Raw genomic sequence first — 24,971 nt, 5'->3', positions numbered from 1 at the left:
CTTGAAGGATACACAGCGTATGGACGTCACTATCATCATGAAAGTAACATGGTGTCCTACAAGTTTGTACTCGCACACAGGAATACTTATGCAGCGCAAATCCCTCATCAGTGCCGAATGCCCCATCGCCCGTAGCCTTGAACGGGTAGGGGAGTGGTGGAGCATGCTGATCATGCGCGACGCCGTGCACGGCCTGCGCCGTTTTGACGAGTTCTCGCGCAGCCTGGGCATCGCGCCCAACATGCTGACGCGGCGCCTTAATGGCTTGGTAGAAGCGGGCATGCTGGAGCGCCGCGCCTACAGCGAGCGGCCGCCACGCTACGAATACGTGCCGACGGCCAGGGGCGAAGACTTTCGTATGGTGCTGATGGCGTTGGTGGCCTGGGGCAATCGGCATTACGCCGAGGAGGGCATCAGTGTCGAGGTGGTGGAACGCGAGACGGGCCGGCCGGTGCAGCCGATGATGGCGACGGCGCAAGGTGCGTGGGTGGCGATGGATCAGTGCGTGGTACAGCCCGGCCCGGCCGCCAGCGCAGGGATGCGCCAACGGCTGAGCCGTGAGTGATTGATTACTCTTTTACATCCATGAACTCTTCGGCCCACGCCACATAGCTCTCAGGCAAGGTGTAGGTGTGGGTCAACTCCGTCGCACTGAGGTTCGAGGTGCTGTGGGTCAGCTGACGCTGGGCACGCAGGCTGTCGTAAGTGGCCTTGATCGCGGCGAAGTAGGCGCCATGCCCGGCCACCACGATGCGCACGCCCAGGCTGGCCAGGCGCTCGCTGTCGTGCAGTTGCGGGTTGCCGTAGGTCACCAGCATCAGCGGAACGCTGAGGTTCTGCGCGATTTGCTCCAGGTGGTCGAAGTCCTTGACGCCGACCATGCAGATGCCGTCAGCACCGGCCTTTTCGTAGGCCTTGGTCCGCGCAATCACGTCGCTGGTGGGCAGCACGCCGGCATTGGTGCGCGCAATGATCGACAGCGCCGGGTCGACACGTGCCTCCAGCGCGGCCTTGACCTTGCCGATGCCTTCTTCGACGGAAATCAGGTCCGTGGATTTACGCCCGAATTGCGCGGGCAAGAGGGTGTCTTCGATGGTCAGCGCAGCGACGCCGGCGCGTTCCAGTTCTTCGACGGTGCGCATCACGTTCAGGGCGTTGCCGTAGCCATGGTCGGCATCGGCGATGAAGGGCAACTGGGCCACACGGCCGATGCGGGTGGCTTGCTCGACGAACTCACTCAGGGTAATCAACGCAAAATCGGGGGCCGCCAGCACCTGCAGGGAGGCGACCGAGCCGCCCAGGATTCCCACTTCAAATCCCAGGTCGGCCGCGATGCGGGCAGACATGGGGTCGAATACGGAGGCGGTTTCAACGCACAGGGGCGTTGCCAGCAGGTCACGGAAGTTACGGCGTAGCGCTGAGTGAGAAATCTTGGGCATGGTCTTTCCTGGCTTTGGTCATCGTCAAGTGACGATCAATGTCTATTCGTGGTGCCGGGAGATTACCACGCAGATGCCCCTGTGATTATGACGTTTGAGCAGGCGTGCTAACGAGCGCCGGGGCTGTATGCCGGGTCGGCCTGAGGTCAGCGACGAGGGGCCGGGGATTCCCGAAGCGGACCTGGAGCGTGTATTCGACCCGTTCTTTCGCCTTCGGCGTGGTTCGGGCTTGATGGCCCGGATTGAATTTGCGCGCTAGCGTGATGCGATATACGCATTTTTATTGAATTAGGTTATGCGTAATCAGTATTTTACATCTCGCCTTCAGCCCGCAAAAATAGCCCTCACACCCCATAGCTATAAACAATAACCTTTTAAACCGAGACCGTGCGTGCGGATCGACTTGCATGCCCCACAAGGCATCTGGAGACGAACGTGCGTTACCTCAAAATCCTGGCGGCCGGGTTCGCCGCCTCATTTCTGTGCCTGACGGCGCAAGCGCAAACCCTGGTGGTCGGCGACCAGAGCTACAACGCCCAGGCCGTGATGGAAGCGGCGGGGGTGCTGGATGACTTGCCCTACACGCTGGACTGGAAACAGTTCACGGCCGGCTCACCAGTGGCCGAAGCGCTCAACGTCGGCAGCCTGGACCTGGGTCTGCTCGGGGATGCCCCGGTGTTGTTCCTGGGCGCCTTGGGTGCACCGATCAAGGTGATTGCCGTCAGCCGGCAGAATCTCGACGGCGTAGCCATCCTGGTAAAAAAAGACTCGTCGATCCGCAGCCTGGCCGATCTGGCAGGCAAACGCGCCGCGATCTGGAAGGGCTCCTGGAGCCAGCAACTGTTGCTGACCGCGCTGGACAAGGCCGGGGTTGCGCGGGATTCGCTGCAATGGCGTTACCTCAGCGCCCTGGACGCCTCCCACGCGCTGGAAGGCGGTGCCGTTGACGTGATCGCCACCTGGGAACCCTACGTCACGCAACAGGAACGCCAAGGTGCGCGGGTGCTGGCAACCGCTGAAGACTTGATCCCGGCCCAGAGTTTCATTGCCGCCAACGCCAGTGCTGTGGAGGCCAAGCGTGAACCCATCAGTGACTTTCTCCAGCGCCTGAAAACAGCCCGCGACTGGGCGCGCCAGAGCCCGGCCAACGCCAACGCGTATGCCGATGCCTGGGCCAAGCGCACCCGCGCTGATGCCGACATCGCCCGCGTCTGGTTTGCCCGCGCACGCACCACCGTCGAGCCGCTGACGCCTCAGGCGCCCATCGAGGCGCAAAAGACCGTGGACTTTTTTGCCGGCCTGGGTCTGGTCAAGTCTTATTCGGCCGCCACGTTGTTTGACCCTTCATTCGCGGCCGCCTTGCAACCCGCCGTCGTCACCACCCAGCCCTGACCGCTTGAAGGACTAGTGCGCAATGACTAAAAGACAGCTCAAACTGGGCGCCCTGACCATGGGCTGCGGTGGGCCGGGCCGCCATAACCTGTGGCTTGATCCGCAATTGCCGGCCGATGCCAGCGTCAACGTCGATTGGTACATCGAGATAGCGCGCCAGGCCGAGGCGGCGCTGTTCGACCTGATGTTCATCGTCGACAGCCAGTTCATCACCGAAGGCTCGCCCTCCCATTACCTCAATCGCCTGGAGCCGCTGACCTTGCTGTCGGCACTGGCCGTGAGCACGCGGCATATCGGCCTGGTCGGTACGCTGACCACCTCGTATAACTCGCCGTATAACGTCGCCCGGCGCCTGGCCTCCCTGGACCTGATCAGCAAAGGCCGCGCCGGCTGGAACGTGGTGACCAGTGGCGATGCCGGTACCGCCGGCAACTACAGCCGCGACGAACACTACGACTACGCCACGCGCTACGGGCGTGCCGCCGAACACGTTCAGGTGGTACAGGGGCTGTGGAATTCTTACGAAGACGATGCGTTTGTGCGCAACCGTGCCACTGGGCAGTTTCTCGACCCGAGCAAGCTGCACAGCCTGAACCACCAGGGCGAACACTTTTCGGTGGTGGGCCCGCTGAATATCCAGCGCTCCCCCCAGGGCCAACCGGTGATATTCCAGGCTGGCGACTCCGAACAAGGCCGCGACCTGGGCGCCGCCACCGCCGATGTGATCTTCACCCACGCAGCCAGTATCGAGCAGGGCCAGGCGTTTTACCGGGATATCAAGGGTAGGGCGGCACAACGGGGGCGCGATCCGGAACAGGTACTGATCATGCCCGGTGCGGAAATTTACGTGGGCGACACCGATGCCCATGCCCGGGAAATCGAGCAGCACTATCATCAGCTCGACCACAGTTTCGCGCTGGCGCTCAAGGAGTTCGGGCGCAATTTTGGTTGGCATGATTTCAGCCAATACGACCTGGACGCGCCGTTCCCGCAAGAGAGCCTGGAGGCCGCGCGCAGCAGTTTTTTCACCGCAGCCAAACGCATCGCAGATCAGGCCCGGGAAAAGGGTTCTACCCTGCGCCAGGCCGTCGAGTTTGGCCGGCAATTACGCCCAGGCGCGTTCGTGGGCAGCGCCGCCACGGTGGCGCAGAAACTGGCGGATTGGTTCCAGGCGCGGGCGGTGGATGGGTTCAATATCTACATCGGGCACCCTGGGCAATTTGATCGCTTTACTCAGGAGGTGATCCCTTTGCTGCAGGAGCGCGGTGTTTATCGCACGGCCTACGAGGGCTCGACCTTGCGTGAAAGCCTGGGCTTGGCGATTCCGAGGTTTGCGCGCACCCCCTCACCCTAAGGGGTGATTTCGATGACTTTGCGGGTGTGGGACTATCACTTCAGTCCCCGGCGCCAGTGACCTGGTGTCGCACCCAACCGTTATGACGGCGAGTCTTCGAAGTGGATAATGATCGACTGTCTTCAGCCCAGTGGTTCGAACAGATAGCCAGGGTGACCGAGAGCATCGGGCACGCGGGGTTTGCCGCCACGTTGTTCGATGCCCTGGGGTGTATCCGCCCCATTCAGGCCACGACCTTGTACCTGTACCCCCACGACGGCATGCCCAGCGCAGTGTTCGAACTGGACGGGCCATGGCTGCCCCAGGGCAATGTGCGCCAGTACCTCTCCGGGTTTTACTTGCTCGACCCGTTCTACGGCGCCTGCGTGGAGGGGGCGGCTTCCGGCTGCTACGACCTCGCCGACGTAGCCCCCGATCACTTCGAGCACAGCGAGTACTACCAGTCGTTTTACCGGCATTCGCACCTGGAGGATGAGCTCAACTACATCCTGCAGGCGAGCAACGGCTTGAGCCTGGCGGTGTCGCTGGCCTTTACGCAAAAGCTCGACGCGGCCACCACCGAGCAATTCAAGCGCATAGCACCTTGGGTACTGGCGGTGCTGGGCAAGCACTTCGCCGGCCTGGAGACTCAGGGCGCGCGCTTCGAAAGCCTGTTGGAACAGCGTATTCACTCGGCACTCAACAACTTCGGCTCGTCGCTGCTCACCGAACGCGAATGCCGGATCACCCAGTTGATCCTGCGCGGCCACTCCACACGTTCGCTGGCCGAGCGCCTCGGAGTCTCCGAAGACACTATCAAGTCCCACCGTAAGCACATCTACAGCAAGCTCGACATCGGCACGCAATCGGAACTGTTTTCCCTGTTTATCGACTCGTTGGCCGAGGCCCAGGGCGGGCTGAGCAAAGACCCCCTCGAACGCTACATGAGCAAAAGCCGTTGACCGGCTGCATGACCACCCACAACAAGAGAAAAAGCCATGAACCTACCCTTTGAACCGCAACGCCAGACCCAGGACTATCAGGCCTCGGACGCGGCGCACCATATCCATGCCTTTGTGGATCAAAAGGCGCTGAATGCCGAAGGCCCACGCGTAATGGTCCGCGGTGAGGGCCTGTACCTGTGGGACAGCGAGGGTAAGCGTTACCTGGACGGGATGTCGGGCCTGTGGTGTACGCAGCTGGGTTATGGCCGCAAGGACCTGACCGCTGCGGCGGCTGCGCAGATGGATCAGTTGGCGTACTACAACATGTTCTTTCACACCACCCATCCGGCGGTGATCGAGCTGTCCGAGTTGCTGTTCAGCCTGTTGCCAAAGCACTACAGCCATGTGATCTACACCAACTCCGGTTCCGAAGCCAACGAGGTGCTGATCCGCACCGTACGCCGCTACTGGCAAGTGCTCGGCAAGCCGCAGAAGAAGATCATGATCGGTCGCTGGAATGGCTATCACGGCTCCACCCTGGCGGCGTCTGCCCTGGGCGGCATGAAATTCATGCATGAAATGGGCGGCTTGATCCCGGACGTCGCGCACATTGACGAGCCTTATTGGTACGCCCAGGGCGGTGAGTTGACCCCGGCCGAGTTCGGAAGGCGCTGCGCCCTGCAACTGGAAGAAAAGATACTGGAGTTGGGCGCGCAAAACGTCGCCGGTTTTATCGCTGAACCTTTCCAGGGCGCCGGCGGCATGATTTTCCCCCCAGAAAGCTACTGGCCAGAGATCCAGCGCATCTGTCGCCAATACGATGTGCTGCTGTGCGCTGATGAAGTGATTGGCGGTTTCGGCCGTACCGGTGAATGGTTTGCCCATCAGCATTTCGGCTTCGAACCCGACACGTTGTCGATCGCCAAGGGCCTGACCTCCGGTTACCTGCCCATGGGCGGTTTGGTATTGAGCAAGCGCATGGCCGAAGCTCTGGTGGAGCGGGGCGGGGTGTTTGCCCATGGACTGACGTATTCCGGGCACCCGGTTGCGGCGGCGGTGGCCCTGGCCAACCTCAAGGCGCTGCGTGACGAAGGGATCGTGCGCCAGGTGAAGGACGACACCGGGCCGTATTTGCACACGCTCCTGCATGAAGTCTTTGGTAACCACCCGCTGATCGGCGAGATCCAGGGTACCGGCCTGCTGGCAGCCTTGCAGTTTGTCGAGGACAAGGGCACGCGCAAACGCTTTGCCAATGAAAACGACCTGGCCTGGCAATGCCGCACGTTTGGCTTCGAAGAAGGCGTGATTATTCGCTCGACCCTGGGCCGTATGATCATGGCGCCGGCCCTGGTGGCCAGCCGCGCGGAGCTTGATGAGCTGGTCGACAAAACCCGCATCGCGGTGGACCGCACCGCACGGATCGCGGGAAAACTGTGAAGGGCTGAGCCCCTGCATGCCGCTCGGTTGAACAGGGTGGGCGCCCCATAGCGGCCTGCCCACCGCTCCCAATGGATGACTCATCAACGGTGTCGATTTGATCGAACGCCGCGGTGCCCTGCATTCCACTTTCCAGGAGTCAGCAATGAATACAATAACAAACGTAGCCGATACTCCCGCCCATCAAACCTCAACCCAACTGACCTCATCGCGCCGCTTTCGACAACCCCTGGGCCTTGTCGGGCTTGTACTGTTCGGCCTGGCGTATATGGTGCCGCTGGCGGTGTTCACCACCTACGGCCTGGTCACCCAGATGACTAAAGGGCATCTGGCCACCGCCTACCTGTTGACCCTGGCTGCCATGCTGCTGACGGCCTACAGCTATGGGTGCATGGTCAAGGCGCACCCCTATTCGGGCTCGGTCTACACCTATACGCGCAAGGCGTTTGGCGCCTCCTTCGGCTTTATCGCCGGCTGGACCTTGCTGCTGGACTACATCTTCCTGCCGCTGCTCAGCTATTTGCTGATCGGCATCTACTTGTCCGAATACTTTCCTACCGTGCCCACCGCCGTATGGGTATTGGGCTCCATTGCCCTGGTGACGGCGCTGAATCTGGTGGGTATCGAGTCGATTACCCGGGTCAATTGGGTGCTGATCGTGGCCCAACTGGTGTTCATCGTGGTGTTCGTGGCGTTGTCGATCCACAACCTCAGCGGGCAAGCCGAGCCGGTGCCGCTGCTCAAGCCGTTTTACCATGAAGGTTTCAGTGTGCCGCTGATCATGACCGGTGCGGCGGTGCTGTGCCTGTCGTTCCTGGGGTTTGATGCGGTATCGACCATGGCCGAGGAGACGCCGGACCCGCGCCGTACCATTCCGCAGGCGATCATGGCGGTGTCGCTGATCGGTGGGCTGCTGTTTCTGGTGGTGTCGTATTGCGCCCAGATGGTCTTCCCGGAATGGAACAGTTTCGCCGATCCCGACGCGGCTTCGGTGGATGTGATGCGTCGGGTCGGCGGTGAGCTGCTGGTGAGTGCATTTACCGCCACCTACGTGGCGGGTTGTTTCGCTTCCGCGATGGTCTCCCAGGCCAGCGTGTCACGGGTGCTGTTCGCCATGGGCCGCGACGGCGCATTGCCCAGGGTATTCGGCAAGCTGGTGACGAAAAAACGCGTCCCGGCCAACGCGATCATGCTGGTCAGCCTGTTTTCGCTGATTGCGCTGTTTATCAGCCTGGACACCGTGGCCAACATGATCAGCTTTGGCGCGCTGTTCGCGTTTTCGGCGGTGAACCTGGCCGTGATCAAGCATTACCTGGGCGACCAGAAGCTGCGCGGTACACGCAACTATCTGCTGTACGCCGCCCTGCCAGGCCTGGGGTTTCTCAGCACGCTGTGGTTGTGGACGAGCCTGTCGGGCCTGTCGTTCACCATCGGCCTGGGCTGGATGGGCCTGGGGCTGCTGTGTTTGCTGTGCCTCACCCGAGGGTTCCGGGTGGGGATGCCGGAATTGCACATGGCCGAATAAGAAAAAAAACGGGCGTTCCCTAATGCCAATCAGTCAAGCGCAGGCCCCCTGTGGGAGCGGGCTTGCTCGCGAAGACGTCGGCCCAGCAAACATTGATATTGACTGATACACCGCCTTCGCGAGCAAGCCCGCTCCCACATTGGCACTGCGTTGCCTTGAGCATTGCGTTCGGCGTCGGGCTTGCCGCCGCGTGGATTAGACCCAATTACATAGGAGTACAGCATGTTCAACCTCGACTACTGGCAGCAACGCGCTGCCCGTCAAACCTTCATCAACACCGCTTTGATCGACGGCCAGGCCGTCGCCGCACTGTCCGGGGCGACCTTTGACGCCATCAACCCGGCGACCAACCAGCTCCTTGCACGTGTCGCCGCCTGCGGTGACGTTGAAGTGGACTTGGCAGTGCGCGCCGCACGCCGCGCCTTTGACAACGGCCCGTGGCGGCGCATGCCTCCAGGCGAACGCAAAAAAGTCCTGATCAAACTCGCCGACCTGTTGATGACCCACCGCGAAGAACTCGCACTGCTGGACTCCCTGAACATGGGCAAGCCGGTAATGGACGCCTATAACGTCGACGTGCCCGGCGCGGCCCATGTGTTCGCCTGGTACGGTGAAGCCCTGGACAAGCTCTACGATCAGGTCGCGCCGACTGCCCACAACGCGTTGGCGACCATCACCCGCGAAGCCCTGGGTGTGATTGCCGCGGTGGTGCCGTGGAATTTTCCGCTGGACATGGCCGCCTGGAAACTGGCACCCGCCTTGGCGGCCGGCAATAGCGTGGTGCTCAAGCCCGCTGAGCAATCGCCGTTTTCCGCCCTGCGCCTGGCCCAACTGGCGCTGGAGGCAGGCATCCCCGAAGGCGTGCTAAACGTGGTGCCAGGTATGGGCGAGGGCGCCGGCAAGGCACTGGGGTTGCACCCGGACGTTGATTGCCTGGTGTTTACCGGCTCCACCCAGGTGGGCAAATACTTCATGCAGTACGCCGCCCAGTCCAACCTCAAACAGGTGTGGCTGGAGTGTGGTGGCAAGAGCCCGAACCTGGTGTTTGCAGACTGTCAGGACCTGGACCTGGCGGCGGAGAAGGCGGCCTTTGGGATTTTCTTCAACCAGGGCGAGGTGTGTTCGGCCAATTCGCGCCTCTACGTGCAGCGCTGCATCCACGACGAGTTCATCGAGCGCCTGATCGATAAATCCCGCGCCTGGATGCCCGGCAACCCACTTAATCCCGCCAGCGCCGCCGGTGCAATTGTCGACAGCGGGCAAACCGCACGCATCATGCAAGCCATCGGCCGGGCGCACGCAGACGGTGCCACGCTGTTGACCGGCGGCCAACAGTTGAACATTGAGGGTTGTTCAAACTTCATCCAGCCGACGATATTCGCCAACGTCACCGCTGACATGCGCCTTTCCCAGGAGGAGGTGTTTGGGCCTGTGCTGGCGGTGAGCGCTTTCGATACCGAAGAACAGGCCATTCAGCAAGCCAACGACAGCCTTTATGGCCTGGCGGCCTCGGTGTGGAGTGATGACCTGAACCGTGCGCATCGCGTGGCCCGTGCCCTGAACGCCGGCACCGTGTCGGTCAACACCATTGATGCGCTGGATGTGACCGTGCCGTTTGGCGGCGGCAAACAGTCGGGGTTCGGGCGCGATTTGTCGCTGCATTCGTTTGATAAGTACACGCAACTGAAAACCACCTGGTTCCAGTTGCGTTAACTGCCCCGTTTCGCATAACTGCTGTGCCGTCACAGGCATTCATCCGCCAGTGGGCAATGCCTATAGTCCACTCACCCCGTGCAGCGCTTCAACCGCGCTGCGCGATCCAGCCCAAGACTGAGGTGAGCCTGATGAACCGTGAATTGGACCCCGCACTGACGGATATCAACCAAGTGGACGCCGAGTACTTCGAGTACAGCAAGGCGGCGAACCCCATCAGTGCCAACCTGATTTCCCGCATTCCCTACCACAGCTTTCCCGCCTCGCTGTATGACAATGGCCCCTCCCGCGTGGTACCGCTGGACCTCAGCGAGGCTTTGGGCTGCGAAGGCCCCGCCACCGGCCCCGGGTTATGCGCAAACTTCATGCGCCTTAACCGTGGTGACACACTGGCCCTGCAACCCAACGCCACTTCCCAGGTGTTCTACGTGATTGCCGGGCAAGGCAGCGTGGTTCAGGGGGAGTATGAGATTCAATGGTCCAAGGGCTGCTTTATTGCCCTGCCGGGATTACAGCAGGCGCACTTCAGTGCCCGCGAGGATGCGCGTCTTTACTACGTGCATGATGAGCCACTGTTGCGTTACCTGGGGGTGACACCCCGCGCCGATCGCTTTGCGCCGACCCTGTACCCAGCAGCGCTGGCCAACGCGAAGTTGCGTGAAGCGGCCGATGATCCCAGGGCACAGGACCGTAGCCGCATCAGCATCCTGCTGGGCAACCGCCGCTTCCCGCAGACGCGCACGGTGACCCACGTGCTGTGGGCCATGTACGGGATTCTGCCGGCGGGATCGGTGCAGAAACCCCATCGGCATCAGTCGATTGCACTGGACTTCATTATTGATTGCCCCAAGGGCTGTTATTCATTGGTGGGCACCGAGCTGGACGCGGATGGGCAAATCCGTAACCCGCAGCGGGTCGACTGGTCGCCCGGCCTGGCGTTTGTCACACCACCCGGTTACTGGCATGCGCATTTTAATGAATCGGATAGCGAGGCGTTCCTGATCCCGATTCAGGATGCGGGGCTGCAAACCTACCTGCGTGCGTTGGATATCCGCTTCAGTTGAGTCACTTCCAGTCCGGTGTTTCGCCCAGTCGTTCAACGATAAAGTCGATAAAACACCGGACTTTCGATGACACGATGCGCTTGGGCGGGTACACAAACCACACCGCAAACGCCCGCTCCACGCCCTGGATGTGCCATTCGGGTAGCCACACTGCCAAGTCGCCTGCCTCGATACTTCGCGCCACCAGCCAGTCCGGCAACAGCCCAAAGCCCAAGCCTTGGCGCACGGCGATGAGTTGCGCGTCCAGGTCATTGATTCGAATCACGCCGTCATGCTGCAACGGGAGCGCGCGGCCGGCGGATACAAAACTGATATCGCCGGCGGTAGCCGTGCCCAGCACCGCAGGCACACCGGCCAAGTCCGTGGGCGTGGACGGAGGAGGGTGCTGCGTGCCAAACGCCGGGCTGACCACCAAGCGGTAGTGGCCGTCGCTGAGCTTGCGTGCCTTGAGCGTCGAATCGGCCAGCTCGCCAATGCGGATGGCCAAGTCGACGCCGGCATGAATCAAATTGACCTTGTTGTTATCCAGCACCAGTTCCACGCTGATCTGCGGGTAGCGCGCCAGAAAGTCATTCAACGCCGGCAGGATGTGATGCCGCGCAAACGCCGGCGGCAGGTTGAGTTTCAATACGCCCCGTGGATGCTGGTTCAGCGCTGACGTGGCGGCCTTGGCGTGTTCCAGCTCGTCCAGCACCCTGCGTGCATGTATCAGAAAGGTCTGGCCGCCTTCGGTCAGGTGCAGCGTGCGTGTGGAGCGGTTGAACAGCGCGATGCCCAGGTCTTGCTCAAGGTCCTTCACATAGCGTGAAACCGTTGAGGCCTTGATCCCCAAGCGCTCGGCGGCACGCGAGAAGTTGTTGCCTTCGGCGGCTTCGATGAAGGCGGTGAGCGCGGTGAAATAGTCCAAGGGCAGCCTCAGGGCAGGGCGGTGAGACGTGCAGGTTGTTGATTTTTGCCGGGGGCTGTCAACTGCTAGACCCTAGAGCCACGATGCAGCCCCCGTTTTCCTATTGGGTCTGAATGATCAAGGCGATATGGGATCGCTTGCAGGAAAGGTTTCTTCGATCGCCTCGTCGAGCTGGCTATCGCTGACGGAGCGGTCTCGCACCTTCACATTCGACTCGCAATGGCAATCGGCACTGGGGCACGCTTGACCCTGTGGGTGCAAGTCGGCGCATGCCTGGCTGCAGTAGGCTTTGCCGTTGCGCTGGTGACGCGTGTCATGGGTCACCTGGCAGGTGCAACCTGGGCAGGCGCAGGGCAAACCTTGAGTTGTCGGGTTCATAGGTCCTCCGAATATTCAGTGATTGATAAACGGGCAGCGGTTTTCTGATACGTAAATCAGGGCTGCTGGTAATGCCCTGGGATGTCATGGCCTTCATCGGCGGGCTTGTTGCGCTTTTGCACCTGGACGTCGCTCAATTTCGCGTCCTTGAGCTCTGCAAAGCGCTGCCTGAGCAGGGACTCGGCCCATTGAGGGTCCAGCGTGTCGGCATCGTGCTCAAGCGTGCGGCTTTGTGGCTGGTTGTCGAGGATGAAACTGATGAGGTAATGCGGTTTCTCGAACATGAACGTGGCTCCGTTACGGTTAACAAGGCGTACCCGAGCAGGGCATGTTCATTTGATGAGTAGGTTGCGCGGTGATTCAGAAAAAATAAGCCGCTTTCATCTATTGATCTCGATCAGGTGGGGAGGCTGGCTCGCTCTATAACCTTGGGCGCTTATCGATGGCCAGGGACGGCTCAACGGGCTGCTCTGGTCGCATATTCTCAAGGAAGAGTCAGCCATGCGATCACTGAAGATCCTGTTGTTATCATCGGCATTCAACGGTTTAACCCAACGGGCCTGGCTGGATCTGCGCCAAGCGGGTCACGACCCCAGCGTTGTGGTGTTCACCGATCAAGCCACGGTATGCCAGCAGGTCGAGGCGTCTGGCGCCGACCTGGTGATCTGCCCATTTTTGAAGGACCGTGTGCCGCATCAACTGTGGAGCCATCCGCAACGCCCGGTGGTGATCATCCATCCGGGCATCGTCGGCGACCGTGGCGCCAGTGCGCTGGACTGGGCCATCACCCAGCAGGCCCGCCGTTGGGGCGTCACCGCCTTGCAAGCGGTGGAGGAAATGGACGCCGGGCCAATCTGGTCCACCTGTGAGTTCGACATGCCCGCCCAGGTGCGCAAATCCGAGCTGTACAACGGCCTGGTGAGCGACGCCGCGATGGTTTGCATTCGTGACGTAGTGGCGAAATTCGCCAAAGGCTTCGTCCCGACACCGCTCGATTACACCCAACCCGGCGTCATCGGGCGCTTGCAGCCGAACATGACCCAGGCCGACCGCACCTTCAGTTGGTTCGATTGCGCAGGCTTTATCAAGCGCAGCATCGACGCTGCCGATGGCCAGCCCGGCGTGTTGGCCAGCCTGTTGGGCGGGCAATATTACCTCTACGACGCGCACTTGGACGCCCGCCAGGGCACTCCCGGAGAAATACTCGCGGTACAGGACGACGCTGTGTTGGTGGCGGCTGGAGATCACAGCCTGTGGATCGGCTCGCTCAAACCCAAAGGCCCAGAGACCTTCAAGCGACCGGCACGGCACGTTCTGGCTGAGCAGTTGGCCGGGGTGCCGGTGCTGGACAGTTCAATCGTCTGCCAGGCGTTCAACGAGCGGGTCTATCAACCCATTCGCTACCAAGAGTTCGGCCACATCGGCGAACTGACGTTCGAGTTCTACAACGGCGCCATGAGCACCGAACAATGCCAGCGGCTGGTCGCAGCGTTGCGCTGGGCCAAGGCGCGAGATACCCAAGTGTTGCTGATCAAGGGCGGGCGCGGCAGCTTTTCCAATGGGGTGCACCTAAACGTCATCCAGGCCGCCGACGTGCCGGGGCTGGAAGCCTGGGCCAACATTCAAGCCATCGACGATGTGTGCCTGGAGCTGCTCACTGCCAGGCAGCTGGTGATCAGCGGCCTGACCGGCAGCGCAGGCGCAGGCGGCGTGAAGCTGGCGCTGGCCGCCGACATTGTATTGGCCCGCGAAGGTGTGGTGCTCAACCCGCACTACAAGACTATGGGACTCTACGGCTCCGAATACTGGACCTACAGCCTGCCACGGGCCGTGGGCAGCGAAATCGCGCATAAGCTTACCGAAGAATGCCTGCCCATCAGCGCCATCCAGGCCCAGCAGTACGGCATGGTTCAGGCCATCGGCCCGCGTTGCCCACAAGCATTTGGCTTGTGGCTTTTGCAACAGGCCGACAGTGCGTTGACCGATGATAAGTACCTTCATGCACGCACACGTAAAGCCACGCTGGATACTCAGCAAGTTGAACGCTGTCGCGAGCAGGAACTGGCACAGATGCGATTCGACATGGTGGGAAATCGCCAGCAGTTTGCCGAGAAATGCCGCAACTTCGTGTTTAAACGCAAAACCTGCCAGACCCCGCAGCGGTTGATTGCGCCGTGGGCGTTGAGGTACGAGGCTGGCGTGCCGCAAAGCCGGATGCTGAATGACTGACCGTCGACGCGGGGAGGGCGCGGCGGCCAGCCCAGCCTCGCGTTGGGCGATAGGGTTCCCCATAATGAAGTCCAATTTGCCCAAACGCTCAAACTAGAGGCCCCATGGAACTGTACAACCTTAACGATGACGCAGCGCTCGTATGACTCGGGCGCTGTTTATTTCGTTGGATGGGCCCAAGGGTACCGGCAAAACCACGCTGTTGGAGGCCGTTACGACAGCGTTGAGGGCCGACAATAAAAAGGTCGTCCGACTGTGCGAGCGCAAGAGCGATCCCTATCGAGCGCAAACGATGGCGCTGGTTAACAAATTCGCCAGAGACCCCAGCCGGGATCTGGAACTTGAGGTGTGTGAGCGCTTTGCTGACAGCCGCAGCTGGATTACCCAGCACGTACTGGCCGCACAGCCACCTGACAGCATCATCCTGATGGATCGCTGGTACCCGTCTGATGCTGCGTTTCGTCGATTGATACCCTTTGCAGACATTCTTGAGCTGAACATTGATCGACAGGTGCAAGTGCCGGATCTGCATGTGGGGGTTGTCACCGCGGCGCAAATATCCTGGGCACGGGCGGCAGCACGACGGCGCGGGCTGAGCAGTACGGTGATGTTTAAGCTGGAGGAGCAAGTTGTGTGTACCGAGGCTTTTGAACGAGCGGCGGTGGGGCAGGGGTGGGTGATCTGTCGCAATGAAGGGACGATTGAGGAGGCGATGAGGCGGGTGGTTTCGCAGATATATAAAGTCCTTTGATCGAAGATGAAGAGCGCAAAGGCAACGAGAGTTAGCGGCGCTTGAGCAAAACATAGAAGCGTTGAAACGCCAGGGTGGTGACGCCGCCATTATTGACTGCGAGGGACGCCCGTGCGTGCGCACGCGAGAGGCCCCGGGCGAAAACCTCTATCACGATGCCGCTACAGGGAAGAAGACTTATCGGTTGATCTGGACTAAGTGAGGCTCATCAACTTTGAACTAATCAATAAGCCTGTCCACCTAACGCTTTGCACGTTGCCTCAAACCCAGGTTTTTCCTGGGTTACCCAATCACACACGAAGGTTTGGTTAATCATGAAGAGCGAACAGGTAGAAGGCGTTGTAGAAAAGGTTGCTGGCAAAGCCCAGAGCGCAGTCGGGAAGCTTTTTGGTGATTCGAAGTTGGAAGCTGAGGGCGCTGGACGCCAGGCTGCGGGTCAACTGACGCAAACCTATGGTGACGCACTGGACAGCGTTTCTACATTCGTCAAAGAAAAACCGGTTGCTGCACTGGCAATCGGGGCTGTTGCTCTACTGGTGCTGAAGAGATTGCTTGGTCGCTGAACAGCAGTAGCTTCAATAAGATTGCTAACGCGGTAGAAACGATGGTGAACGCTAACCAGAATCAGGGGCAAATTTCTGAAGTTTCTTGCAGGCGTGGAAGGGCGTGAAGTGGAGCGGGGTATCTGCCTGTTCCTTGGGTAACCAAGTCATGCTGCCTGGCAATCGACGCGGTCTCTATGCCCTTTGCCGAGCTTGATGGGCTGAAAAGCCCTTATGTTTTCCAGGTCCCAGAAAAGCCAATGCCCCGACAAGTCGGGGCATTGGCTTTTTTATGAGCGAGTGGTCGGTTTGTATCGTTTTGTATCTGCGCTTTGGATAGATACACAGCGATTCCTTTAAGTCGGTTGATGACACATACGGGATACCCGCGGGGCTTTAAATGAACCCATCGAGAAGGCGCAAACCTTCTTCAATGGATGACTCATTTAACTCGCGGTTATCCCTGCGCGTTTCGCGACGTTGTCGACCAATGACTTATAGGAAATTCAAAATGCCTGCAGCTACGTTCGGTTTCACCTGGCGCCATTGTCTGGCTTCTTCCGTGAGAATGGGCGCTTTGGGGTTGGCCCTGATAGCCGGCAGCGGTGCTGCCTGGGCTGCTGGCCCGGCCGTCGATGCGTCAGTTGCCAGCTCGGCCTCGACCCATCCCGAATCGATTAGACCTTATCGAATTCACGTCGATGAAGCTCAATTGGCCGATCTGAAAAAGCGCATTGCGGCGACCCGCTGGCCGGACAAAGAGACCGTCAACGACGTTTCCCAAGGCGTGCAGTTGGCCCAGGTCCAGGCGCTGGTGAAGTATTGGGGCAGCGGCTATGACTGGCGCAAGGCCGAAGCGAAGCTCAATGCGCTGCCTGAATTCATCACGACTATCGACGGCGTGGATATTCAATTCATCCATGTTCGCTCGCCAAACCCCAACGCGATGCCGCTGCTTCTGACACACGGATGGCCTGGCTCACAGTTTGAGTTCTTGAAGACTATCGGCCCGCTGACGGATCCCGTTGCTTACGGCGGTAAGGTTGAAGATTCGTTCGACGTGATCATTCCATCGATTCCGGGACACGGTTTTTCCGGTAAGCCAACTGAATTGGGCTGGGGGCCGGATCGAGTCGCGAAGGCTTGGGATGTGCTCATCAAGCGTCTGGGTTATACCCACTATGTTTCCCAGGGCGGAGATCACGGTTCGGTCATATCGGATGCATTGGGCCGCCTGAATCCGCCGGGGCTGTTGGGCATTCACTTGAACATGCCGGCCACCATCCCGCCCGAATTGGTCAAGCCGATCAATAGTGGTGACCCGGCCCCTGACGGGCTCACTGAGCCTGAACGCAAAGCGTTTGATTCCTTGAGCACCTTCTTCGGCCGCAATGCAGCATACGGCGCGATGATGGTTACGCGCCCGCAGACTATCGGTTACCTGCTGGCCGATTCGCCTACCGGAACTGCGGCGTGGATGTACGAAAAAATCGCCGCGTGGACGGACAGTGATGGCCAGCCTGAACGGGTATTGACCCGTGACGAGATGCTGGACGATATCAGCCTGTACTGGCTGACGAACGCAGGCGCATCGTCATCGCGTTTCTACTGGGAAAACAACAACAACAATTTCAGCGCTGCCGCGCAGAACACCGCAAGCATCAAGGTGCCGGTGGCGATCACGGTCTTCCCGCACGAGATCTATCAGGCGCCAAAAAGCTGGGCGCAACGCGCTTACCCATCACTTTCCTACTACAACCAGGTTAACAAGGGCGGCCACTTCGCTTCCTGGGAGCAACCTCAATTGTTCAGCGAAGAGTTGCGGGAGGCCTTCCGGCCGCTGCGCGCCAAGCTGAGCGCAACGAAGACAGCCCAGTAGCTCCCACCTAATCCAGTCAACACACCGGGCCGCTATTCGGCGGCTCGCTACGGAGAAACACCATGGAGATGACCTTGCTGAACAATCAAAATAAATCCAGCCGCCTGCGGGGTCTTGCCCCATCGCTGTTGGCAGCAGCAGTGCTGCAATTCGCGGCGGTGGCTGTCGGTTTTTCCCAAGCCAGCGCGGCTGATGTACCCGCGTCCACCATTGGGGCGATCACCCCGGGAGCTCACACCTCTCTCGGTGCACTTAAGCATGTGAAAGCGGGGCTGCTGAACGTTTCTTACGCGGAACTCGGCCCAGCCGATGGCCCTGTGGTCATTTTGTTGCACGGCTGGCCCTACGATATCAACGCATACGCTGATGTCGCTCCTGCTTTGGCGGACAAGGGATATCGAGTGTTGATCCCTTCTGCGCGTGGTTATGGCGATACGCATTTTCTCTCGGCCAAGACCATTCGCAATGGTCAACCTGCTGCGCTGGCGACCGACCTGATCGACTTCATGGACGCGCTGAAGATCAAGACCGCGGTGCTGGGTGGGTTTGACTGGGGCGCCCGCACTGCGGATATCGTTGCCGCACTGTGGCCGGAAAGAGTGAAAGCCCTGGTCGCTGTGAGCGGTTACCTGATAGGCAGCCAAGAGGCGGGCAAGGCGCCATTGCCGCCAGCCGCCGAACTGCAGTGGTGGTACCAGTTCTATTTCGCGACCGAGCGCGGGCGCCTGGGCTACGAGAAAAACACCCATGACTTCGCCAAGCTCATCTGGAAGCTGGCGTCGCCACAGTGGAATTTCGACGACGCCACTTATGAGCGCAGCGCGGCATCCTTGCAAAACCCTGATCACGTGGCCGTGTCGATTTTCAACTATCGCTGGCGCCTGGGGTTGGTCAAGGGCGAGGCCAGATACGACGCGCTGGAGAAGAAACTCGCGGCATTTCCATCCATCAGTGTGCCCACCATCACCCTGGAAGGTGATGCGAACGGCGCACCGCACCCACCTGCCGAAGCGTACGCCAAGCGCTTCACTGGCAAGTATGAGTACCGATTGATCACCGGTGGTGTAGGCCACAACTTGCCGCAGGAAGCGCCGAAAGCCTTCGCCCAGGCGGTGATCGACGCCGATCATCTTTGAAAACCGGCTGAGAGGATGGCGATGATGAAGCTGAAATTTCTGGCCGCGATGTCGGCTGCCATTGCAATCGCAGCGTTGAGCGCTGCCGGTGTGGCCTCGGGCGACGCCAGTACTGGCGACGCCTCGCCGATCTATGGCGTGAAACTGCCTGAAAACTACCGCCTATGGCCGCTGATTGCGCCGGCGCAGGAAGCGGCCCCCCTGAACGAACTTCGAGCCGTGCTGGGCAATGACTTGGCCATCAAGGCATATCAGGATTCAACGCTGCCATTCCCTGATGGCACGGTGCTGGTAAAGCTGGCCTGGAAACATGTGCAGTCCCCGGAATTCGAGCCGGCGTCCATCCCGGGGCCGGCCACGACCGTGCAGGTGATGGTCAAGGACTCGAAAAAATATGCAGCAACCGGTGGTTGGGGATTCGGGCGGTTTATCAACGGTAAACCGGCCGATGAAGCCCAACACCAAACCTGCTTCGCCTGTCACCAGGCGCGAGTGCGTAATCACGATTTTGTCTTCACGCGCTTCGCTCCCTGATTTCCCGTCAAACCTGGAGTCAACAATGAAAAAAGTACTAACCGCACTGGCCGTCGCCGTCAGCCTGAGCATGGCGACACACGCCTGGTCGCAAACTGAAAAACCCACGATTGTGCTCGTACATGGCGCCTTTGCCGATGCGTCGAGTTGGAATGGGGTCGTGAAGATTCTCGAGAAGGACGGTTATCCAGTGGTTGCCGCTGCCAACCCATTGCGCAGTGTAAAGAGCGATGGTTCGGCAATCTCGGCATTGTTGACGAACATTCATTCGCCGGTGGTGTTGGTCGGCCACTCCTATGGCGGCAACGTTATCAGTGACGCGGCCAACGATCATGCAAACGTCAAAGCCCTGGTTTACGTCAGTGCGTTTGCACCTGAGGCCGGGGAAACCGTCGCCGGGCTGGCCGGCAAATTCCCGGGCAGTACGCTGGGCCCAACGCTGGCTGCGCCTGTACCGCTGGCCGATGGGGGCAAGGACTTGTACATCCAGCAGGACAAGTTTCACAACCAGTTCGCCGCTGACGTCCCCGCGAAAGAGGCGGCATTGATGGCCGCCACCCAACGCCCGGTAACGGAAGCGGCGCTCAACGAAGCGTCCGGCAGCCCTGCCTGGAAGCATATACCGTCCTGGTACATCTACGGCGACAAGGACAAGAACATTCCCCCGCAAGCCATGGCATTCATGGCCAAGCGCGCCGCTGCCAAAGCCGTGGAAGTGGTCAAGGGCGCTTCACATGTGGTGATGGTTTCGAACCCGGAACCGGTTGCCCGCCTCATCGAAAAAGCCGCCACGGCGAAATAACACGCCAAGGGCGAAGCGGCGTTTTCAGCGCTCTACGCCGAGGCGAGTTTTGCACGTCGCCCGGCGGGTTTCGTTTTCAAGTTGTGCAACGCTGAAACGCGGGAGAGGGGGATTCGACGCGGCCAACGCCTGGGCATACCGGGCGTTGTGCTTATCGCGGGCAACCGGACCGTGCCCAACACCTGGCGGCCCAGCTGCAGGCCGGCTCGGTGTTGATCAACAGAATTTCGCCAGAGTTGCTGGCGCCGTTCGGCGGGGTAAAGCAGTCCGGTGTCGGCCGGGAGTTTGGAGTCTTTGGGCTGCAAGCATTTCTTGAGGCGAAAAGCATCGTGTCGGATTAGCCTGGGGTTGGCGGGAGAGGGTGGTCGCGCAACCCAGGCCGCAGGAGAAAAAGCTAATGGCCCACAGCACGTTGCCTGTGGGCCATGGGTTTTCAAGGGTTACGCGGCTGGAGCTTTCGCCTCCTGCAGCAGTTGCTGAATCATCTTTTCCTGCGTCTCGTAGCGACCTTCTCCGAAGTGGGTGAAACGCACTTGCCCTTTGGCGTCGATCAGGTAGTGCGCGGGCCAGTACTGGTTATCGAAGTTGCGCCAGATCGCGTAGTTGTTATCGATGGCTACCGGGTAAGTGATGCCGAGCTTTTTCACCTCATCCCTGACATTGCTGATGATGCGTTCAAAACCGTATTCCGGGGTGTGGACGCCGATTACCACCAAGCCATCCTTCTCGTACTTCTGCGCCCAGTCCTTCACGTACGGCAGGGTATGCTGGCAATTGATGCAGTCGTAAGTCCAGAAATCGACGAGCACCACCTTGCCTCTGAGCGATTCACTGGTCAGTGCGGGCGAATTGAGCCATTCCACCGCGCCAGACAGCGACGGCATCGGGCCTCGGGCGTTGTCGAGGGTGGGTTCGGCCTTGGCCTTGCTTACCAGGTATTCGACGACTTTGGGGACGCTTTGCAGCACGCCGTTTTCCAGCACGCTGACGCCTTCGGACGACGCCCCGGCCAACAGCGTCTTGTCGGCACCGGTAGAAATCATCAGCGCTGCGGCCAGGACCGCAAAACCGGTGGCGCGCCGCAGCCAACCAGTAACCGGAATCGAGGCCTTCAGGCGATTGACTAAACCACGTCCGGCGAAAATCAGCGTACCCAACGACAGTGCACTGCCCAAGCCGTAGGCCACCAGCAGCAGGCTGGTTTGCGCATTGGCGCCTTGCAGCATGGCGCCGGTAAGGATCACCCCGAGGATAGGCCCGGCGCACGGCGCCCAGAGCAGGCCGGTGGCGACGCCGATCATCAGCGAACCCAGCGGCCCGGACATTTTGCGCGTCTGGGGGTCGAGGCAATTGCCCAGTAACACGAACGGGCTGGCCAGCCAGCCACTGATTCGCGCCGAGATCAGCGACAAGGCAAACAGCGCCATCACCACCAGTGCCACATGACGCCCGGTGTTGTTGGCTTGAATCACCCATTCACTGCTGACCACGGCCAGGCTGGAAACCAGCGCGAAGGTCAGGACCATGCCACCAAGGGTAAGCAGGATCGATGAGCGTGTGCGGTCGATACCCGCGAACAGAAATGGCACGACCGGCAGGATACAAGGGCTGAGGACGGTCAATAAGCCGCCCAGGAATGCGATGAGGAACATAAGGGTCTCCTGATGAAATGTGGGCCGGGCTCAGTTATCGCTGTGGCACTCGGCAAATTTGCGGTAGTTCAGGATCTCGGTCTTGCCCTGCGAATTCAGGTAGGTCAGTTGGGCATCGACAATGCCGCAGGCCGCCCCGGCATCCTGTGTCAATGCCACCACTTTCTGGATGTCCAGATGCGTGCCGTAGGTGTAGGTTTGCGGCGTGACGTCGGCTTCGGCGCGGGCCGAGAAGGTGCAGATATTCAGGGCGGCAAACAGGCAAGTGGCATAGAGGGTATTGGTGTTCATGGTCGTTTCCTCAAGGCTTCAAGGGTTGGGTCGTTCGGTTGAGCCGAGGCGCTAGGGTTGGCCTCGATGTGGCTCATTAGAAGCCCGCGAGGTATCTCGCCTGTGTCAAAAACCGGCGCGGATAAATCGGTTCGTATCAGGACCCCGTCCCGATACACAGCCATACAAAACTTAGGAAATTGTTGTTTTTGCCTCTGCATGTATCCTTCGCCACAGCAGATACACTGCAATACAAACCGCCGCGGGCGAACGGGCTCAGCCTCTATAGACTGAGCCGCAATTCCCATTGACAGAGGCTTGGCCCATGGAACACGTTGATCACATCCTCATCGTGGACGATGACCGTGAGATTCGAGAGATGGTAGGCAACTACCTGAAGAAGAACGGCCTGCGCACCACCGTGGTTGCCGATGGCCGCCAGATGCGCTCGTTTCTCGAGGCCACGCCGGTAGACCTGATCGTGCTGGACATCATGATGCCCGGCGACGATGGCCTGGTGCTCTGCCGCGACATTCGCGCCGGCAAACACAAGGCCACGCCGGTGCTGATGCTGACCGCCCGCAACGACGAAACCGATCGCATCATCGGCTTGGAAATGGGCGCCGACGATTACCTGGTCAAGCCGTTCGCCGCCCGTGAATTGCTGGCACGCATCAACGCTGTGCTGCGCCGTACGCGCATGCTGCCGCCCAACCTGGTCGTTACCGAAACCGGAAGGTGGCTGGGGTTCGGGCGCTGGCGCCTGGACACCTCCGCCCGCCATCTGCTTGATGAAGACGGCACCATGGTCGCCCTCAGCGGCGCTGAATATCGCCTGCTGCGGGTGTTCCTCGACCATCCGCAACGGGTACTCAATCGCGACCAGTTGCTCAACCTGACCCAGGGCCGTGACGCCGACCTGTTCGACCGTTCCATTGATCTGCTGGTCAGCCGCCTGCGCCAACGCCTGCTTGACGATGCGCGCGAGCCGGCTTACATCAAAACCGTACGCAGCGAGGGGTATGTCTTCTCGCTGCCGGTGCAAGTGCTTGGAGCACCGGCATGAAGCCTTCGCTGCATTGGCCTCGTACCCTCATCTCGCGGCTGTCGCTGATCTTTCTGGTAGGGCTGACCCTGGCGCAGGCCTTGTCCTTCGGCGTGCAGTATTACGAGCGTTACGAAACCGCGAAAAACACCATGCTCGGTAACCTGGAAACCGATGTATCGACGTCCATTGCCATCCTTGACCGCTTGCCCGCCGAGGAACGCATGAGTTGGTTGAAACAACTGGATCGACGCAATTACCGCTATTTGCTCGACGAAGGCTCGCCAGGCGTCGCTCTGCGTGACACGCCGATTGCAGTGACCTCGATCAAGGAGGCCATCGGTAAGGATTACCCGATGACCGTGACAGACATTCCCGGGCCTATCAAACATTTCCAGGTCCATCTGAAACTGGCCGACGGCAGCCCGGTGACCATCGACGTGCGCCCCTCGATGGTGCCGTTGTCGCCGTGGCTGCCCGTGGTTTTGCTGGGCCAGTTGGCCTTGATGATTCTATGCACGTGGCTGGCCGTTCGCATTGCCATAAGCCCGCTGACCCGCCTGGCCCAGGCCGTGGAAAACCTCGATCCCAACACTCACCCGGTGCATCTGGATGAACAAGGCCCGACCGAAGTCGCACACGCTGCCATCGCCTTCAATGCCATGCAGGCGCGCATCGCGGCCTATCTGAGAGAACGCATGCAACTGCTGGCGGCGATTTCCCACGACCTGCAAACCCCAATCACGCGCATGAAGCTGCGTGCCGAATTGATGGACGACTGCGGTGACAAAGACAAATTGTGGAATGACCTCGGCGAGATGGAACATCTGGTGCGTGAAGGCGTTGCCTATGCCCGCAGCGTGCATGGCGCCACCGAGGAAAGCCGCCGTACCGATCTTGATTCATTCCTCGACAGCCTCGTGTTCGACTACCAGGACATGGGCAAGGACGTGCAGCTCAGCGGCAAAAGCAACGCAGTGATTCACACTCGGCCCCACGCGCTGCGCCGAGTGCTGGTAAACCTCACGGATAACGCGCTCAAATTCGCCGGTGCCGCGCAGCTGCGGGTCGAGCCGGAGGAGGGCGACAGCCTCTCGGTGACCGTGATGGATCGTGGTCCCGGCATTGCCGAAGAGGAGCTGGCCCGTGTGATTGAGCCATTTTACCGCGTGGAAAATTCGCGCAACCGCAGCACCGGCGGCACGGGCCTGGGCCTGGCTATCGCCCAGCAACTGGCACAAGCCCTCGGCGGCACCCTGACCTTGAGAAATCGCGAAGGCGGCGGACTGTGCGCTGAACTGAGATTACCGACGCGCTTATCGTAGGAGGCGCGAAGCGGCGCTAGTCAACTGTGCTTTGAATCTGGATGTGGAAGAGTTGATCAACGCGAGTTTCATCAAGCGCTTTCGCCAGCGCCCGCGTCAAACCGAGTCGACATCGAGGGCTTCAAGGTACTCGCCGCCAGGCATCATTGAAAGCGCGGTTCCTGAGTCTGAGTGGACGTACATGAACGGGACGAGCCTGGGCAACGGCGCCGCGTCACCAGTTTGCACGAACAGCGGTAGTCGTTGACCTGAAGAGAAACGGCATTATGGACATGGCCCGTTGAGAGAGTAGGCGTAAAAACGAATTCGTCGAATCAGTGACTTACGTAGCTCATGAACCTATAAGGCATAACACTTCATTTAACATAATATACATTATGCGAACCGTCCTATACGGAGCTGGGGGGCTCTGGAGGCTATATTTCACCTGGTGATCAGCGCTCAGGTGTTGCTACTAGCAACACAGGTTCAGAACGATGAATCCTGGGCTTGGCCATCTGCCTCGATACGAATCTTGGCGCGTGCAACAACGGCCATAGCCTCGGCAATGAAAGCCGCATCACCGGTGTCGTGTGCATCAGCCAAAAATACAGCTACGGCCTCTGAATCAACCAGCGAGTCTGCTGGGTCATAATCATAAATTGGCTCTGTCATCTGATCACCTGGAGAAAATA

The 24,971-nt window shown here is 60.0% G+C and carries 24 protein-coding genes and 3 pseudogenes; 20 read left to right on the top strand and 7 right to left on the bottom strand.

What is annotated here, in order from left to right; all coding sequences use genetic code 11:
- Positions 1-88 precede the first annotated feature (88 nt).
- Positions 89-565: a winged helix-turn-helix transcriptional regulator gene (locus BOP96_RS19025; RefSeq protein WP_073453688.1), complete on the top strand. Its 477-nt coding sequence runs from the start codon at positions 89-91 to the stop codon at positions 563-565.
- Between the two features lie 4 nt (positions 566-569).
- Here BOP96_RS19025 and BOP96_RS19020 read toward each other — a convergent pair whose 3' ends face one another.
- Complete coding sequence (locus tag BOP96_RS19020; RefSeq protein ID WP_019820071.1) at positions 570-1,439, bottom strand: isocitrate lyase/PEP mutase family protein; 870 nt, start codon at positions 1,437-1,439, stop codon at positions 570-572.
- Positions 1,440-1,581: 142 nt separating this feature from the next.
- Here BOP96_RS19020 and BOP96_RS30125 point away from each other — a divergent pair.
- From BOP96_RS30125 to BOP96_RS18975, 8 genes and pseudogenes are all read left to right on the top strand, one after another.
- Positions 1,582-1,698: pseudogene (locus BOP96_RS30125) on the top strand (ATP-binding protein); the annotation flags it as partial.
- 176 nt (positions 1,699-1,874) lie between these two features.
- The gene (locus BOP96_RS19010; RefSeq protein WP_073453686.1) at positions 1,875-2,831 is read left to right on the top strand and encodes an ABC transporter substrate-binding protein; all 957 of its coding nucleotides are present in this window, start codon (positions 1,875-1,877) and stop codon (positions 2,829-2,831) included.
- Positions 2,832-2,853: 22 nt separating this feature from the next.
- Positions 2,854-4,185 (top strand): LLM class flavin-dependent oxidoreductase, encoded by a 1,332-nt coding sequence (locus BOP96_RS19005; RefSeq protein ID WP_060767313.1) that lies wholly within the window; start codon positions 2,854-2,856, stop codon positions 4,183-4,185.
- A 101-nt stretch (positions 4,186-4,286) separates the two neighbouring features.
- Positions 4,287-5,126, top strand: a complete 840-nt coding sequence (locus BOP96_RS19000; protein ID WP_032873985.1) for a helix-turn-helix transcriptional regulator — start codon at positions 4,287-4,289, stop codon at positions 5,124-5,126.
- A 36-nt stretch (positions 5,127-5,162) separates the two neighbouring features.
- On the top strand, positions 5,163-6,545 hold the full coding sequence (locus tag BOP96_RS18995; protein WP_014718431.1) for an aspartate aminotransferase family protein: 1,383 nt from the start codon (positions 5,163-5,165) through the stop codon (positions 6,543-6,545).
- A 145-nt stretch (positions 6,546-6,690) separates the two neighbouring features.
- The gene (locus BOP96_RS18990) at positions 6,691-8,070 is read left to right on the top strand and encodes an APC family permease (RefSeq protein ID WP_014718432.1); all 1,380 of its coding nucleotides are present in this window, start codon (positions 6,691-6,693) and stop codon (positions 8,068-8,070) included.
- Positions 8,071-8,292: 222 nt separating this feature from the next.
- Positions 8,293-9,783: an aldehyde dehydrogenase gene (locus tag BOP96_RS18980; protein WP_058410430.1), complete on the top strand. Its 1,491-nt coding sequence runs from the start codon at positions 8,293-8,295 to the stop codon at positions 9,781-9,783.
- Positions 9,784-9,914: 131 nt separating this feature from the next.
- Complete coding sequence (locus tag BOP96_RS18975) at positions 9,915-10,847, top strand: cupin (RefSeq protein ID WP_014718434.1); 933 nt, start codon at positions 9,915-9,917, stop codon at positions 10,845-10,847.
- Position 10,848: 1 nt separating this feature from the next.
- Here BOP96_RS18975 and BOP96_RS18970 read toward each other — a convergent pair whose 3' ends face one another.
- From BOP96_RS18970 to BOP96_RS18960, 3 genes are all read right to left on the bottom strand, one after another.
- Positions 10,849-11,754 carry a LysR family transcriptional regulator gene (locus BOP96_RS18970; RefSeq protein ID WP_014718435.1) on the bottom strand — a complete coding sequence of 302 codons (906 nt, stop codon included), beginning with the start codon at positions 11,752-11,754 and terminating at the stop codon, positions 10,849-10,851.
- A 117-nt stretch (positions 11,755-11,871) separates the two neighbouring features.
- Entirely contained in the window at positions 11,872-12,132 is a 261-nt protein-coding gene (locus tag BOP96_RS18965) for a metallothionein (protein ID WP_014718436.1), read from the bottom strand.
- A gap of 56 nt (positions 12,133-12,188) precedes the next feature.
- A complete protein-coding gene (locus BOP96_RS18960) occupies positions 12,189-12,416 on the bottom strand; it encodes a hypothetical protein (protein WP_003191203.1) in 228 nt (75 codons plus the stop codon).
- Between the two features lie 217 nt (positions 12,417-12,633).
- On the opposite strand from BOP96_RS18960, the gene BOP96_RS18955 reads away from it, so the two are divergent.
- The 9 genes and pseudogenes from BOP96_RS18955 to BOP96_RS18920 all read left to right on the top strand — a co-directional run.
- Positions 12,634-14,361, top strand: coding sequence for a hydrogenase maturation protein (locus BOP96_RS18955; RefSeq protein WP_073453682.1), 1,728 nt, complete (start codon positions 12,634-12,636; stop codon positions 14,359-14,361).
- A 142-nt stretch (positions 14,362-14,503) separates the two neighbouring features.
- Complete coding sequence (locus BOP96_RS18950; RefSeq protein ID WP_014718438.1) at positions 14,504-15,112, top strand: dTMP kinase; 609 nt, start codon at positions 14,504-14,506, stop codon at positions 15,110-15,112.
- Positions 15,113-15,426: 314 nt separating this feature from the next.
- Positions 15,427-15,675, top strand: coding sequence for a CsbD family protein (locus tag BOP96_RS18945; RefSeq protein WP_014718439.1), 249 nt, complete (start codon positions 15,427-15,429; stop codon positions 15,673-15,675).
- Between the two features lie 490 nt (positions 15,676-16,165).
- Positions 16,166-17,533, top strand: coding sequence for an epoxide hydrolase family protein (locus BOP96_RS18940; protein WP_073453681.1), 1,368 nt, complete (start codon positions 16,166-16,168; stop codon positions 17,531-17,533).
- A gap of 62 nt (positions 17,534-17,595) precedes the next feature.
- On the top strand, positions 17,596-18,669 hold the full coding sequence (locus BOP96_RS18935; protein WP_072434564.1) for an alpha/beta fold hydrolase: 1,074 nt from the start codon (positions 17,596-17,598) through the stop codon (positions 18,667-18,669).
- Between the two features lie 24 nt (positions 18,670-18,693).
- Entirely contained in the window at positions 18,694-19,203 is a 510-nt protein-coding gene (locus tag BOP96_RS18930) for a cytochrome P460 family protein (protein ID WP_032902606.1), read from the top strand.
- A gap of 25 nt (positions 19,204-19,228) precedes the next feature.
- Positions 19,229-20,005 (top strand): alpha/beta fold hydrolase, encoded by a 777-nt coding sequence (locus BOP96_RS18925; RefSeq protein ID WP_073453679.1) that lies wholly within the window; start codon positions 19,229-19,231, stop codon positions 20,003-20,005.
- Between the two features lie 12 nt (positions 20,006-20,017).
- Positions 20,018-20,095: pseudogene (locus BOP96_RS30585) on the top strand (creatininase family protein); the annotation flags it as partial.
- 74 nt (positions 20,096-20,169) lie between these two features.
- Positions 20,170-20,346: pseudogene (locus BOP96_RS18920) on the top strand (aldehyde dehydrogenase family protein); the annotation flags it as partial.
- Between the two features lie 99 nt (positions 20,347-20,445).
- On the opposite strand, the gene BOP96_RS18915 reads toward BOP96_RS18920, so the two are convergent.
- Both BOP96_RS18915 and BOP96_RS18910 read right to left on the bottom strand, forming a co-directional pair.
- A complete protein-coding gene (locus BOP96_RS18915; RefSeq protein ID WP_073453677.1) occupies positions 20,446-21,657 on the bottom strand; it encodes a cytochrome c biogenesis protein DipZ in 1,212 nt (403 codons plus the stop codon).
- A 30-nt stretch (positions 21,658-21,687) separates the two neighbouring features.
- Positions 21,688-21,948, bottom strand: a complete 261-nt coding sequence (locus BOP96_RS18910) for a DUF2790 domain-containing protein (RefSeq protein WP_014718446.1) — start codon at positions 21,946-21,948, stop codon at positions 21,688-21,690.
- Positions 21,949-22,252: 304 nt separating this feature from the next.
- Between BOP96_RS18910 and BOP96_RS18905 the strand changes: the two genes are divergently transcribed.
- Together BOP96_RS18905 and BOP96_RS18900 are read left to right on the top strand one after the other, a co-directional pair.
- The gene (locus BOP96_RS18905; RefSeq protein ID WP_014718447.1) at positions 22,253-22,993 is read left to right on the top strand and encodes a response regulator; all 741 of its coding nucleotides are present in this window, start codon (positions 22,253-22,255) and stop codon (positions 22,991-22,993) included.
- The gene (locus tag BOP96_RS18900) at positions 22,990-24,297 is read left to right on the top strand and encodes a sensor histidine kinase (RefSeq protein WP_073453675.1); all 1,308 of its coding nucleotides are present in this window, start codon (positions 22,990-22,992) and stop codon (positions 24,295-24,297) included. Before BOP96_RS18905 ends, BOP96_RS18900 begins: the two co-directional genes overlap by 4 nt.
- 468 nt (positions 24,298-24,765) lie before the next feature.
- On the opposite strand, the gene BOP96_RS18895 is transcribed toward BOP96_RS18900, so the two are convergent.
- Positions 24,766-24,951: a hypothetical protein gene (locus tag BOP96_RS18895; protein ID WP_044483237.1), complete on the bottom strand. Its 186-nt coding sequence runs from the start codon at positions 24,949-24,951 to the stop codon at positions 24,766-24,768.
- Positions 24,952-24,971 lie beyond the last annotated feature (20 nt).

It is taken from the genome of Pseudomonas sp. FSL W5-0203 (assembly GCF_001896155.1).
In the GTDB taxonomy this organism is placed as follows: Bacteria; Pseudomonadota; Gammaproteobacteria; order Pseudomonadales; family Pseudomonadaceae; genus Aquipseudomonas; species Aquipseudomonas paracarnis.
Note: the sequence above shows the minus strand (reverse complement) of the source record. Positions and strands in the feature narration are given on the sequence as shown.